10 protein-coding genes are annotated in these 13,181 nt (G+C 57.4%); 7 read left to right on the top strand and 3 right to left on the bottom strand.

The features are described from left to right. Positions 1-4 precede the first annotated feature (4 nt). The 3 genes from AC4IC4_RS09985 to tus all read left to right on the top strand — a co-directional run bounded on the left by AC4IC4_RS09985 (position 5) and on the right by tus (position 2,641). The gene (locus AC4IC4_RS09985; RefSeq protein ID WP_463726612.1) at positions 5-265 is read left to right on the top strand and encodes a hypothetical protein; all 261 of its coding nucleotides are present in this window, start codon (positions 5-7) and stop codon (positions 263-265) included. A gap of 74 nt (positions 266-339) precedes the next feature. Further along, complete coding sequence (gene rstB / locus AC4IC4_RS09980; protein ID WP_491472641.1) at positions 340-1,638, top strand: two-component system sensor histidine kinase RstB; 1,299 nt, start codon at positions 340-342, stop codon at positions 1,636-1,638. 73 nt (positions 1,639-1,711) lie between these two features. Continuing rightward, positions 1,712-2,641, top strand: coding sequence for a DNA replication terminus site-binding protein (gene tus, locus AC4IC4_RS09975; protein WP_491472640.1), 930 nt, complete (start codon positions 1,712-1,714; stop codon positions 2,639-2,641). Here tus and fumC read toward each other — a convergent pair whose 3' ends face one another. Continuing rightward, the gene (gene fumC / locus AC4IC4_RS09970) at positions 2,642-4,036 is read right to left on the bottom strand and encodes a class II fumarate hydratase (protein ID WP_491472639.1); all 1,395 of its coding nucleotides are present in this window, start codon (positions 4,034-4,036) and stop codon (positions 2,642-2,644) included. It lies immediately after the preceding gene. Between the two features lie 182 nt (positions 4,037-4,218). Continuing rightward, on the bottom strand, positions 4,219-5,865 hold the full coding sequence (fumA, locus tag AC4IC4_RS09965; RefSeq protein ID WP_024909338.1) for a class I fumarate hydratase FumA: 1,647 nt from the start codon (positions 5,863-5,865) through the stop codon (positions 4,219-4,221). A gap of 199 nt (positions 5,866-6,064) precedes the next feature. Here fumA and manA point away from each other — a divergent pair, with 199 nt between their 5' ends. Continuing rightward, positions 6,065-7,249 (top strand): mannose-6-phosphate isomerase, encoded by a 1,185-nt coding sequence (manA, locus tag AC4IC4_RS09960; RefSeq protein ID WP_491472638.1) that lies wholly within the window; start codon positions 6,065-6,067, stop codon positions 7,247-7,249. Between the two features lie 214 nt (positions 7,250-7,463). Beyond that, the gene (locus AC4IC4_RS09955; RefSeq protein ID WP_491472637.1) at positions 7,464-8,996 is read left to right on the top strand and encodes a YdgA family protein; all 1,533 of its coding nucleotides are present in this window, start codon (positions 7,464-7,466) and stop codon (positions 8,994-8,996) included. A gap of 125 nt (positions 8,997-9,121) precedes the next feature. Here the strand turns inward: AC4IC4_RS09955 and AC4IC4_RS09950 are convergent, their stop codons facing one another. After that, positions 9,122-10,150 carry a Mal regulon transcriptional regulator MalI gene (locus AC4IC4_RS09950; RefSeq protein WP_024909341.1) on the bottom strand — a complete coding sequence of 343 codons (1,029 nt, stop codon included), beginning with the start codon at positions 10,148-10,150 and terminating at the stop codon, positions 9,122-9,124. A gap of 177 nt (positions 10,151-10,327) precedes the next feature. Here AC4IC4_RS09950 and malX point away from each other — a divergent pair, with 177 nt between their 5' ends. Then, positions 10,328-11,920, top strand: coding sequence for a maltose/glucose-specific PTS transporter subunit IIBC (gene malX, locus AC4IC4_RS09945; RefSeq protein ID WP_032651044.1), 1,593 nt, complete (start codon positions 10,328-10,330; stop codon positions 11,918-11,920). A gap of 48 nt (positions 11,921-11,968) precedes the next feature. Further along, positions 11,969-13,141 (top strand): MalY/PatB family protein, encoded by a 1,173-nt coding sequence (locus AC4IC4_RS09940; protein ID WP_491472636.1) that lies wholly within the window; start codon positions 11,969-11,971, stop codon positions 13,139-13,141. Positions 13,142-13,181 lie beyond the last annotated feature (40 nt).

The following is a 13,181-nucleotide window of genomic DNA, read 5'->3' as shown; positions in this document are numbered from 1 at the left end:
AAATATGTATAGCTACAGTCAGGTTGAAGCCATCAAAACCAATCTTGAATGGATTGTTAATCAGGCAGCGCTTAGCCATGCCTCTCCCTCACGCGCCGATCGGAAAGCGCTCTTTGATCTCCTTGAACTCATCCAGTCTTACGAAATACTTCTGGATTTAATTAACAAATTTGGAACCGATGTGATTGATGTGCACATTGCGGAAGGACTGGCCGTAACGGAAACACTCATCGCCAAGGTAAAAAACAGCGCGAAAGCCATGTAACACGCTTCACAGACATGAAAATATCGGCGGGTTTCATGTATATTCTGCACAAAGCGTTTCTTCGGTGAGATCCAATGAAAAAGCTGTTTGTGCAGTTTTATCTTTTGCTGTTTGTCTGCTTCCTGGTCATGACCATGCTGGTCGGGCTGGTCTATAAATTCACCGCCGAACGTGCAGGCAGGCAGTCGCTGGACGACCTGATGAAAAGCTCGCTCTATCTGATGCGCAGCGAGCTAAGAGAGATCCCGCCGCACGACTGGGCGAAAACCCTGAAAGAGCTGGATCTGAATCTCTCGTTCGATTTACGCATCGAGCCCTTAAAAAATTTTGAGCTGGACCCACCCGCCATGCAGCGTCTGCGCGACGGGGACATCGTCGCGCTGGATGAGAAATACACCTTTATCCAGCGTATCCCGCGCAGCCATTACGTGCTGGCCGTCGGCCCGGTTCCCTATCTCTATTATCTGCACCAGATGCGCCTGCTGGACATGGCGCTGATGGCCTTTATCGCCATCTCGCTCGCGTTTCCGGTCTTTATCTGGATGCGCCCGCACTGGCAGGACATGCTGAAGCTGGAATCCGCTGCGCAGCGTTTTGGCGAGGGGCATTTTACCGAGCGCATTCACTTCGACAGCGGTTCCAGCTTTGAACGTCTGGGCGTGGCCTTTAACCAGATGGCCGATAACATCAATGCCCTGATCGCCAGTAAGAAGCAGTTGATCGACGGAATTGCGCACGAGCTGCGCACGCCGCTGGTGCGCCTGCGCTATCGTCTGGAGATGAGCGAAAATCTGACTGAAGCGGAGTCTCAGGCGCTTAACCGCGACATTGGCCAGCTTGAGGCGCTGATTGAGGAGCTGCTGACCTACGCGCGCCTCGATCGCCCGCAAAACGAGCTGAACCTCAGCACGCCAGATCTTCCTGCCTGGCTGCAAACCCACATTGATGACGTTCAGAGCGTGAACCCGCAGCGTACGCTGTTGACGCGCGTCACGCCGGGTGATTACGGCGCGCTCGATATGCGCCTGATGGAACGCGTGCTGGATAACCTGATGAACAACGCCATGCGCTACAGCGAAAGTACGCTACAGATTGGGCTGGATTTGCAGGGCAATCAGGCAAGCCTGACGGTGGAGGATGACGGCCCGGGGATAGCTCCGGAAGCGCGAGAAACCGTGTTTGAACCGTTTGTCCGTCTCGACCCCAGCCGCGATCGCGCTACTGGCGGATGTGGCCTGGGGCTGGCGATTGTCTACTCTATCGCGCAGGCAATGGGCGGCACGGTGCATTGCGAGGAGAGCGAGCTTGGCGGCGCGCGCTTCTGCTTTAGCTGGCCGGTATACCATAACATCGCCCTTCCCGTTCCTGTCTGACCTAAACCGCACGCTGGCCTGACCCGGCGTGCTGTGCTATATGATAAGTATGTTGTAACTAATGAGAGTGTTTATGGCGACTTACGATCTCCTCGAACGGCTGAACAGCACGTTTCGGGAAATAGAACACGAGCTCCTGACCCTGACCGAACGTTTGCAGACCTGCCGTCTGCTGGCCGCGCGCGTCTTTACCCTGCCCGAGGTAGCTAAAGGGGCAGAACACGACCCGCTGGACACCATCGAGGTTGAACAGCACATCGGCAGCGCCGCCCTTGAGCTGGCGCTGAAACACTATCGTCGCCTGTTTATCCAGCAGCAGTCTGAAAACCGCAGCAGTAAGGCGGCCGTGCGTCTGCCCGGCGTGATCTGCCTGCAAACCGATGCGACAACGCGCGAAGCGCTGGAAGCCCAGATTACCCATATCAACACCCTGAAAGCGGCATTTGAAAAGATCGTTACCGAAGAGTCCGGCCTCGCCCCTGCCGCCCGGTTTGAATGGGTGCACCGTCAGCTTCCTGGGTTAATTACCCTGAATGCCTATCGCACGCTGACGGTACTGCGTCACCCCGCTACGCTGCGCTTCGGCTGGGCAAATAAGCACATCATTAAAAACTTCACCCGGGATGAGATTCTGGCGCAGCTGGAAAAAAGTTTGAAGACGCCGCGCACCGTCGCACCGTGGTCGCGTGAGCAGTGGATTGAGCGCCTGGAGCAGGAGTACCACAGCATCGCCTCGCTACCGGTGGACACGCGCCTCAAGATAAAGCGCCCGGTGAAGGTGCAGCCTATCGCCCGTGTCTGGTATTCCGGTCAGCAAAAACAGGTTCAGTATGCCTGTCCGACGCCGCTGATTGCGCTCTTTGATGCCGATCAGGGGGCCATCGTGCCGGATATTGGAGAGCTTTTGAATTACGATGCGGACAATGTCCAGCACCGTTACAGGCCTCAGGCGCAGCCGCTGCAGCTGATTATTCCGCGGCTGCACCTGTATGTGGCGGGTTGATTATTTCTGGCTGCCGACCATCGCTTCCGGGCGAACCCAGGCGTCGAACTCCGCCTCCGTCAGATAGCCCAGCGCCAGGGCGGAGGCTTTCAGCGTCAGCCCCTCTTTATGCGCTTTTTTAGCGATCTCGGCGGCCTTGTCGTAGCCGATATGGGTATTCAGCGCCGTCACCAGCATCAGGGATTCATTGAGCAACTGGCTGATACGCTCGCGATTCGGCTCAATCCCTACCGCACAGTGCTCGTTAAAGCTCTCCATCCCGTCCGCCAGCAGCCGAATCGATTGCAGAACGTTGTGGATCACCATCGGGCGATAGACGTTCAGCTCGAAGTTGCCGGATGCACCGCCCAGGTTGACGGCCACGTCGTTGCCCAGTACCTGACAGCAGAGCATAGTCATGGCTTCACACTGGGTCGGGTTGACTTTACCCGGCATGATGGAGCTGCCCGGCTCATTTTCCGGAATGCTGATTTCACCAATGCCGCAGCGCGGCCCCGAGGCCAGCCAGCGCACGTCGTTGGCGATTTTCATTAATGATGCCGCCAGCCCTTTCAGCGCACCGTGGGTGTGGACCAGCGCATCGCAGGTCGCCAGCGCTTCGAACTTGTTGGGCGCCGTGACGAACGGCTGCCCGGAGATGTTTGCCAGCTCCTTCGCCACGCGCACCGCGTATTCTGGATGGGTGTTTAACCCGGTCCCGACCGCCGTCCCGCCGAGCGCCAGCTCCGCCAGGTGCGGCAGACTGTACTCAATATGCTTCAGGTTATGTTCCAGCATCGCCACCCAGCCGGAAATCTCCTGGCCGAGCGTCAGCGGCGTGGCGTCCTGCAGGTGCGTACGGCCAATTTTAACGATGTCGCGGAAGGCCTGCGCTTTCTCATTGAGCGTGGATTTCAGAACGTTGAGCTGCGGAATAAGCTGCTCGCGGATAGCAATCACCGCCGCCACGTGCATCGCCGTGGGGAAGACGTCGTTAGAGCTCTGGCTTTTGTTGACGTCATCGTTCGGATGGATCTTACGCTCCATGCCGCGCACGCCCCCCAGCAGTTCGCTTGCCCGGTTCGCCAGCACTTCGTTCATGTTCATGTTGCTTTGGGTGCCGGAACCTGTCTGCCAGATGGCGAGGGGGAATTCGTCGGGATGCTTGCCCGCCAGCACTTCGTCGGCGGCGTTGATGATGGCGGTCGCTTTGTCTGCCGTCAGCAGGCCTAAATCCTGGTTCACTTTCGCAGCTGCACGTTTGGTGAGCGCCAGCGCCTGAATCAGCGAGACGGGCATTTTTTCAGTCGAGATACGGAAATGCTCCAGCGAACGCTGGGTTTGCGCGCCCCATAGCTTGTCGGCCGGGACGTCGATGGCGCCCATCGAATCTTTCTCATGGCGTACCGTGGTCATTACTTTCTCCTTGATAACAAAAGAGGGATTGCTCACATGCTTAAGGGATAAGTATTGATGACTTCTGAGAAACGTTATGGCGCTTTGTGCGCTCTTTTTGGTGTCGGGTGGCGGCAGCGCCTTACCCGACCTACGAGAATGCAGGCCGGGTAAGCGTCAGCGCCACCCGGCAATTTACAGAATTACTTCACACACGCCGAACACTGGGACGACTGGATCTGCTTGAAGAAGTCGTTGCCTTTGTCATCCACGAGGATAAACGCCGGGAAATCTTCCACTTCAATTTTCCAGATCGCTTCCATACCCAGTTCCGGGTATTCCACGCACTCCAGGCTCTTGATGCTGCCCTGCGCCAGCACCGCTGCCGGGCCGCCGATACTGCCGAGGTAGAAGCCGCCGTGCTTGTGGCAGGCGTCCGTCACCTGCTGGCTGCGGTTACCTTTCGCCAGCATGATCATACTGCCGCCGTTAGCCTGCAACTGGTCAACGTACGAGTCCATACGCCCTGCCGTGGTTGGGCCTAACGAGCCAGAGGCGTAGCCTTCAGGCGTTTTAGCCGGGCCAGCGTAGTAGATCGGGTGATCTTTAATGTACTGCGGCAGCCCTTCGCCATTGTCCAGACGCTCTTTCAGCTTCGCGTGCGCGATGTCGCGCCCCACGATAATCGTGCCGTTCAGGGAGAGACGGGTCGAGACCGGATACTGCGAAAGCTGCGCCAGAATCTCTTTCATCGGACGGTTCAGGTCAACGCGAACCGCTTCACCCTCACCCGCTTTACGCAGCTCTTCCGGAATGTACTTGCCCGGGTTGTTTTCCAGTTTTTCGATCCACACGCCTTCGCGGTTGATCTTGGCCTTGATGTTGCGATCCGCAGAACAGGAGACGCCCATCCCGACCGGACAGGAGGCACCATGACGCGGCAGACGGATCACGCGCACGTCGTGGGCAAAGTATTTGCCACCAAACTGCGCGCCGAGACCCAAGTTACGCGCCTCTTCCAGCAGCTCCTGCTCAAGCTGTACGTCGCGGAACGCCTGGCCGTGCTCGTTACCTTCGGTAGGCAGGCCGTCGTAGTATTTGGTTGAGGCCAGCTTGACGGTTTTCAACGTGCTTTCAGCCGACGTACCGCCAATCACAAACGCGATATGGTACGGCGGGCACGCCGCGGTGCCGAGGGTGCGCATCTTCTCAACCAGGTAGTTCTTCAGCTTGCCCGGGGTGAGCAGCGCTTTGGTTTCCTGGTAGAGATAGGTTTTGTTGGCTGAACCGCCGCCTTTGGCGATACAGAGGAATTTGTACTCATCACCGTCGACGCTGTAGAGGTCAATCTGTGCTGGCAGGTTGGTGCCGGTGTTGACCTCTTTGTACATGTCCAGCGCGGCGTTTTGCGAATAGCGCAGGTTGTCTTCGGTGTAAGTGTTATAAACACCGTGCGCCAGCGCCGCTTCATCACCGCCGCCGGTCCAGACGCGCTGGCCTTTTTTACCGACGATGATCGCCGTACCGGTATCCTGACAGGTTGGCAGAATGCCTTTCGCGGCGATGTCTGAGTTACGCAGGAACTGCAGGGCAACGTATTTGTCGTTTTCGCTGGCTTCCGGGTCGCTCAGGATATCGGCCACCTGCTGCTGATGCGCAGGACGGAGCATAAACGAGGCGTCGTGGAAAGCGTGCTGCGCCAGTAGCGTCAGCGCCTGCGGATCGACTTTGAGGATCTCTTGTCCTTCAAACTCAGAAACGGAGACGTGATCGCGGGTTAACAGGTAATACTCGGTCTGATCCTTACTGAGGGGGAAAGGATCCTGATAATGGAAGGGTTTATTCGACATTGGTCTCTCACTTACTGCTTCGGTCTGTTTATTCAGGGCAGATGTTCCGCTGCCCGGCTTAAAAGCGAGTCAGCTTATCCTACACAATTTTTTAACAAAAACTGAGACTAGTACGACTTTTTACATCCACAGGTTACTTCCATGAGGTTTATTGCTTTAATACCCGGAGTTAATTCCACAATTGAATCAGGGCTTGATAATGCAAAAACTCATTAACTCAGTGCAAAACTACGCCTGGGGAAGTAAAACTGCGTTAACGGATCTCTACGGTATCGCCAACCCGGACAACCTGCCGATGGCAGAACTGTGGATGGGCGCGCACCCGAAGAGCAGCTCAAAAATTGAAGACGCCAACGGCCAGGTACGCAGCCTGCGCGACGTGATTGATGCCGATAAAGCCGCGCTGCTGGGTGACAAGGTCGCTCGCCGCTTCGGCGAACTGCCGTTCCTGTTTAAGGTGCTGTGCGCCGACCAGCCGCTCTCCATCCAGGTTCACCCGAACAAGCAAGCCTCTGAAATCGGCTTTGCGAAAGAGAACGCGGCGGGTATCCCGTTAGACGCCGCCGAGCGTAACTACAAAGATCCTAACCACAAGCCGGAGCTGGTGTTCGCGCTGACGCCGTTCCTGGCGATGAACGCGTTCCGCGAGTTTTCGGAGATCATTTCTCTGCTGCAACCGGTCGCGGGTGCCAACAAGGCTATCGCCCACTTCCTCGAAAACCCGAACGCCGACGCGCTGAGCCAGCTGTTTGCCAGCCTGCTGAATATGCAGGGTGAAGAGAAATCCCACGCACTGGCGGTACTGAAAGCCGCCCTGGACAGCCAGCAAGGTGAACCGTGGGAGACTATCCGTCTGATCTCGGAATTCTACCCGGACGACAGCGGCCTGTTCTCCCCTCTGCTGCTGAACGTGGTGAAGCTGAACCCGGGCGAGGCAATGTTCCTGTTCGCGGAAACCCCGCACGCCTACCTTCAGGGCGTAGCGCTGGAGGTGATGGCCAACTCCGATAACGTGCTGCGCGCGGGCCTGACGCCGAAATACATCGACATTCCTGAGCTGGTTGCCAACGTGAAGTTTGTGGCTAAACCTGCCGCGGAGCTGCTGACTCAGCCGGTGAAAAACGGCGCAGAGCTGGACTTCCCGATCCCGGTTGAGGATTTTGCCTTCTCCCTGCACGACCTGAACAGCGCCGAAACGTCGGTGGCTCAGGAGAGCGCGGCGATTCTGTTCTGCGTTGAAGGCGAAGCGACGCTGCGCAAAGGCGAACAGCGTCTGGTGCTTACGCCCGGTGAGTCAGCATTCGTTGCAGCCAATGAGTCCCCGGTCAGCGTGAGCGGCACCGGTCGCCTCGCGCGCGTTTTCAATAAGCTATACCCTAAATAATTCGAGTTGCATGAAGGCGGCGACGCAGCGAATCCCCAGGAGCGTACATAAGTACGTGACTGGGGTGAGCGAGGAAAGCCAACGCACAGGCAACTTGAAGTATGACGGGTATTAGGGACTTACTGATTTTTTTAACAACTCTTGCTAAGCTAGTTGCAGGCTTAATATCTCCAGGCGGTTTTTACCGCCTGGTTTCATTTTAGGGATAGTCGCAATGAAAAAATCGGTCGTAGCGGTAGGAGTGATTGTAGCGTTAGGCGTGGTCTGGACGGGTGCCTCCTGGTTTACCGGGAAACAGCTGGAAGGCCGTCTGGCTGAGATGGTGGCGCAGGCTAACGGAGAGATTAAGCGCAGCGCGCCGGAAGCAGGTCTGGAACTGAGCTACCAGAACTATCACCGCGGTGTGTTTACCAGCCGTATGCAGCTGGTGGTGAAGCCGGTTGCCGGTGCTGAAAACGGCTGGCTGAAACCGGGCCAGAGCGTGGTGCTGGACGAAGTGGTGAGCCACGGCCCATTCCCGATGGCGCAGCTGAAGTCCTTTAACCTGATCCCGTCGATGGCGTCCGTTCATACCGTGCTGGTGAATAACGACGTCACCAAACCGCTGTTTGACCTGGCAAAGAATGAATCGCCTTTCGACATTAATACCCGAATTAGCTATGCCGGTGACACCAGTTCCGATATTGCGCTGAAAGCGCTGAACTACGAGAAAGAGAATGAAAAAGTCGCCTTCAGCGGCGGCCACTTCAAACTCGATGCTGACCGCGACGGAAACGTGTTCTCCCTGACGGGTGAAGCGGAGAGCGGCCTGGTCAATGCCGTGAACGAATATAACCAAAAAGTTCAGCTCACCTTCAGCAACCTGAAAGCCGACGGCAACAGCCGAATGACCGATTTCCAGGAGCGTATCGGCGATCAAAAACTGTCTCTCGATAAAGTCGCCATTGCGGTTGAAGGGAAAGAGATGGCCGTGCTGGAAGGCATGGACGTCAACGGCAAATCCGACGTTTCCAAAGACGGTAAGAGCATCAATACCCAGCTGGATTACACGCTGAAGAGCCTGAAAGTACAGAATCAGGATCTGGGCACCGGCAAACTGTCGCTGAAGATCGGCAATATCGACGGCCAGGCGTGGCACGAGTTTAGCCAGAAATACAGTAAAGAGAGCCAGGCGCTGCTGACCGATACCGCGCTGCAGCAGAACCCGGAAGTGTACCAGCAGCAGGCGATGGCGGTGCTGTTCAACAACCTGCCAATCCTGCTGAAAGGCGAGCCGGTGATAACCGTTGCGCCACTGAGCTGGAAAAACAGCAAAGGCGAAACCAGCTTCAACCTGTCTCTGTTCCTGAAAGATCCGGCCACCGCCACGGGTGAACCGCAGACGCTGGCGCAGGAAGTGGATCGCAGCGTGAAGTCACTCGACAGCAAGCTGACCATCCCGATGGATATGGCGACCGAGTTTATGACCCAGATTGCGAAGCTGGAAGGCTACGGCGATGAAGATGCCGGCAAGCTGGCGAACCAGCAGGTGAAAGGTCTGGCGGCAATGGGCCAGATGTTCCGCATCACCAAAGTGGAAAACAACACGATTTCCACCAGCCTGCAGTACGCCAACGGCCAGGTCACGCTCAACGGCGACAAGATGCCGCTGGAAGACTTCGTCGGCATGTTCGGTATGCCTGCTCTGGGGATGCCGGAACCGGCTGAACCGGCAGCGCCAGCCGAACCGGCGGCACCGCAGCAGTAAACGTCAAAACCCCTCGCATGAGGGGTTTTTTATTGCCGGGTGGCGCTGACGCTTACCCGGCCTACGATTCAGAGCCGTTGTAGGCCCGTGCAAGCGCAGCGCCGCCAGGCGATGTGCAGCGGAGATTATTTCACCGTCACCAGCCGCGCTGCCACAATCTGGTGCCCGGCCTGCACATCCGCATTGTCGATGCGCTGCATAATCCTGTCCGCCAGGGTGTAACCCATCTCCCGCGCTGGGGTGGTTGCCCAGACGATCGGCAGGTCGTCGAGGGCGTTTTCCCCGACGTCGGCGAACGCCCCCAGCGCCACCTGGTGGCCGAAGAAGGTTTCCACCCCGCCCTCGCCGCTCTGACGCCCGGCGCGGATCAGGCCAAACCAGGCGCCCATAGCGATCACATCGTTATAGCAAATCACGGCGCTGATCGTCGGGCTGCTTCGCAGCAGCGCGCCTATCGCTTCCGCCGCCATCTTCTGGCTGGATTCACACTCCACGACCCACTCGCTGTGGAACGGCAGGCCGAATTTAATCAGCGTCGCGCAGTAGCCGCCTACCCGCTCGGCGCGGGTCAGGGACGAGCTTTTACCGCCCAGCCAGGCAATGCGCTGATGCCCGCGACGAATAAGATGCTCGGTCAGCATTTGCGCGGCCTGCATGTTATCCGGGCGTAGCGTATCGGCTTCGTCGAGGTAGCTGGCGCGCGAGGCAAACACCAGCGGCACGCCTTTTTCGGCGGCGCGCTCGCACAGTTCGCTGCCCACGCCCGATGCCCCGGCGACGATCACCCCGTCCACACCCTGATTCAGCAGCATATCGAGCCGGGAAAGCAGCTGATCGGCCTCGCGACCGCCGTGCAGCAGAAAGACCATCCGCCCCTGCGCTTCAAGCGCTTCGGTTAATCCAGCCGTCAGCTCCGCATAGAAAGGTGACGTCAGGTCGCGAACAATCAGGCCAATCACCCCGCTTTGCCCGCCGCGCAGCGCCGACGCCTGACGGTTACGCACAAAGCCCAGCTGTTCAACCGCCTCGTTCACCCGCTGACCGGTGGCAGGAGAGATTCGCCCCTTCCCACTTAGCACCAGAGAAACGGTGCTGACGGAAACGCCCGCCGCAAGCGCGACATCGTTGATGGTGATTTTTTTCGCTACAGCCATGTGTCGGCGTGACTCCCTGAAATGAGATCGGTAAAACGTTTTATCAATACGTTATCTTTATACTACCAGTCAAAGCCTGAGAATGTGATTTAGCGCGCACTAAACTTTGATAAAACGTTTTATCTTCTCGCGGCATTGAAGCAGACAAACTGATTTTAACAATAAAGGAGTCGTTTTATGACGGCGAAAGCAGCACAAAAAATATCGCTGTGGGAATTTTTCCAGCAACTGGGTAAAACCTTTATGCTGCCCGTGGCACTCCTCTCGTTCTGCGGGATCATGCTCGGGATCGGCAGCTCGCTAAGCAGTAAAGACGTCATCACGCTGATCCCGTTCCTCGGTACCCCCGTGCTGCAGGCGATCTTTATCTGGATGAGTAAAGTCGGCTCCTTTGCGTTTAGCTTCCTGCCCGTCATGTTCTGTATCGCTATCCCGCTGGGCCTGGCGCGCGAAAATAAAGGCGTCGCGGCGTTTGCCGGTTTTGTGGGTTACGCGGTGATGAACCTCGCGGTTAACTTCTGGCTGACCGCGAAAGGCATTCTGCCGACCACCGACGCTGCCGTGCTGAAAGCTAACAACATTCAGAGCGTGATTGGTATCCAGTCTATTGATACCGGGATCCTCGGGGCGGTGATCGCCGGGGTGATTATCTGGATGCTGCACGAGCGCTTTCACAATATCCGTCTGCCGGATGCCCTGGCCTTCTTCGGCGGCACCCGCTTCGTGCCGATTATCACCCTGGTGGTGATGGGCCTGTTTGGTCTGATCATTCCGCTGATCTGGCCGGTCTTTGCGCTGGGCATCAACGGTATTGGCCGCATCATTAACGGCGCGGGAGATTTCGGTCCGATGATCTTCGGCACCGGCGAGCGTCTGCTCCTGCCGTTTGGCCTGCAGCATATCCTGGTGGCCCTGATTCGCTTCACCGAAGCGGGCGGGACGATGGAGGTGTGCGGTCACGACGTGAGCGGTGCGCTGACCATCTTCCAGGCGCAGCTGAGCTGCCCGACCACCCACGGCTTCTCCGAAAGCGCCACCCGCTTCCTGTCTCAGGGTAAAATGCCTGCCTTCCTCGGCGGCCTGCCGGGTGCCGCCCTGGCGATGTACCACTGCGCACGTCCGGAAAACCGTCATAAAATTAAAGGCCTGCTGATTTCCGGCGTGATCGCCTGCGTCGTAGGCGGTACCACCGAGCCAATCGAGTTCCTGTTCCTGTTCGTTGCGCCGGTGCTGTATCTGATTCACGCTGTACTGACCGGTCTGGGCTTTACCGTGATGGCGGTGCTGGGCGTCACTATCGGCAACACCGACGGCAACGTCATCGACTTCGTGGTGTTCGGGATCCTGCACGGTCTCTCCACCAAGTGGTATCTGGTCCCGGTCGTGGCGGCAATCTGGTTCGTGGTGTACTACGGGATCTTCCGCTTCGCCATCACCCGCTTTAACCTGAAAACGCCAGGCCGCGATACCGATACGGCCACCAGCGTTGAACAGGCGGTTGCCGGTACCGTGGGCAAATCCGGCTACAACACCCCTGCCATTCTGGCGGCGCTGGGCGGTGCGGATAACATCACCTCGCTGGATAACTGCATTACCCGCCTGCGTTTGTCGGTGGCGGATATGTCAAAAGTGGATACCAACGCCCTGAAAGCCAACCGGGCCATTGGCGTGGTACAGTTAAATCAGCACAATTTGCAGGTGGTCATCGGCCCGCAGGTACAGTCGGTGAAGGATGAGCTGGCTACCCTGATGCGAACAGTAGAAGCCTGATGCCTCAGCCCCCTCTCATGAGGGGGTTTTACTTTAAGGATTAACGTCATGTTTGATTTCTCTACCGTCGTGGATCGACACGGCACCTGGTGTACGCAGTGGGACTACGTCGCCGACCGCTTTGGCGCGGCCGACCTGCTGCCCTTCACCATCTCGGATATGGATTTCGCCACCGCGCCCTGCATAACCGACGCGCTGCAACAGCGCATTCATCACGGCGTGTTTGGCTATAGCCGCTGGAAGAACGACGAGTTTCTCGCCGCCATCGCGCACTGGTTCCAGCAGCGCTTTAACAGCCGGATTGATACTGAAAGCGTGGTTTATGGTCCCTCCGTCATCTACATGGTTTCTGAACTGATACGCCTCTGGTCATACCCCGGCGACGGCGTGGTGGTGCACACCCCGGCATACGATGCGTTTTATAAAGCCATAGAGGGCAACGCGCGTCGTGTTGTTGCGGTTGAGATGGAAAAGCAGGCTGCAGGCTGGCAGGGCAATATGGTGGCCCTCGAAGCGGCGCTGGCGAAACCGGAAAACAAAATTTTACTGCTGTGCAGCCCGCAAAACCCGACCGGCAAGGTCTGGACGCGGGATGAACTGACACAGATGGCGGAACTGTGCGAGCGCTATGACGTGGCGGTTATCAGCGATGAAATCCATATGGACATGGTGTGGGGAGAGCATCGTCACACGCCGTGGAACGCGGTGGCGCGCGGCAAATGGGCGCTTCTCACCTCCGGCTCGAAAAGCTTTAATATTCCGGCGCTGACGGGTGCTTACGGCCTGATTGGCGATGAAGAGAGCCGTAACGGTTACCTCAGCGCGCTAAAAGGCCGGGACGGACTCTCTTCCCCTTCCGTGCTGGCACTGACGGCGCATATCGCCGCCTATCAGCAGGGGGAGCCGTGGCTGGATGCCCTGCGGGGTTATCTCGAAGATAATTTGTTGTATATCGCGCAGGAAGTAAACCGCGCTTTTCCGAAACTGAACTGGCAGCCGCCCGAAGCGACCTATCTGGCCTGGATCGATCTGCGCCCGCTGAACATTGACGATCGGACGCTGCAAAAAGTGCTGATCGAGCAGCAAAAGGTCGCCATCATGCCGGGATATACCTACGGCAAAGAAGGAAATGGCTTTGTTCGCCTGAATGCGGGCTGCCCGCGCAGCAAGCTGGAACAAGGCGTGCAACGCCTCATTGCCGGGATTAACACGCTCCTGTAATCAATTTGCGCAACGGAATATTCCCTTGCGCAAATAGCTT

The sequence above is a fragment of the Enterobacter sp. Taxon_2 genome (assembly GCF_058355295.1).
The sequence above is the reverse complement of the archived record's forward strand: the minus strand, read 5'-3'. Positions and strand labels throughout refer to the sequence as shown.

Coding starts and splice junctions, on each gene's coding strand:
- AC4IC4_RS09950 (WP_024909341.1), bottom strand. CDS start 10,150: ATGGCTGTAGCGAAAAAAATCACCATCAACGATGTCGCGCTTGCGGCG.
- manA (WP_491472638.1), top strand. CDS start 6,065: ATGCAAAAACTCATTAACTCAGTGCAAAACTACGCCTGGGGAAGTAAA.
- fumC (WP_491472639.1), bottom strand. CDS start 4,036: ATGACCACGGTACGCCATGAGAAAGATTCGATGGGCGCCATCGACGTC.
- AC4IC4_RS09940 (WP_491472636.1), top strand. CDS start 11,969: ATGTTTGATTTCTCTACCGTCGTGGATCGACACGGCACCTGGTGTACG.
- AC4IC4_RS09955 (WP_491472637.1), top strand. CDS start 7,464: ATGAAAAAATCGGTCGTAGCGGTAGGAGTGATTGTAGCGTTAGGCGTG.
- fumA (WP_024909338.1), bottom strand. CDS start 5,865: ATGTCGAATAAACCCTTCCATTATCAGGATCCTTTCCCCCTCAGTAAG.
- tus (WP_491472640.1), top strand. CDS start 1,712: ATGGCGACTTACGATCTCCTCGAACGGCTGAACAGCACGTTTCGGGAA.
- rstB (WP_491472641.1), top strand. CDS start 340: ATGAAAAAGCTGTTTGTGCAGTTTTATCTTTTGCTGTTTGTCTGCTTC.
- AC4IC4_RS09985 (WP_463726612.1), top strand. CDS start 5: ATGTATAGCTACAGTCAGGTTGAAGCCATCAAAACCAATCTTGAATGG.
- malX (WP_032651044.1), top strand. CDS start 10,328: ATGACGGCGAAAGCAGCACAAAAAATATCGCTGTGGGAATTTTTCCAG.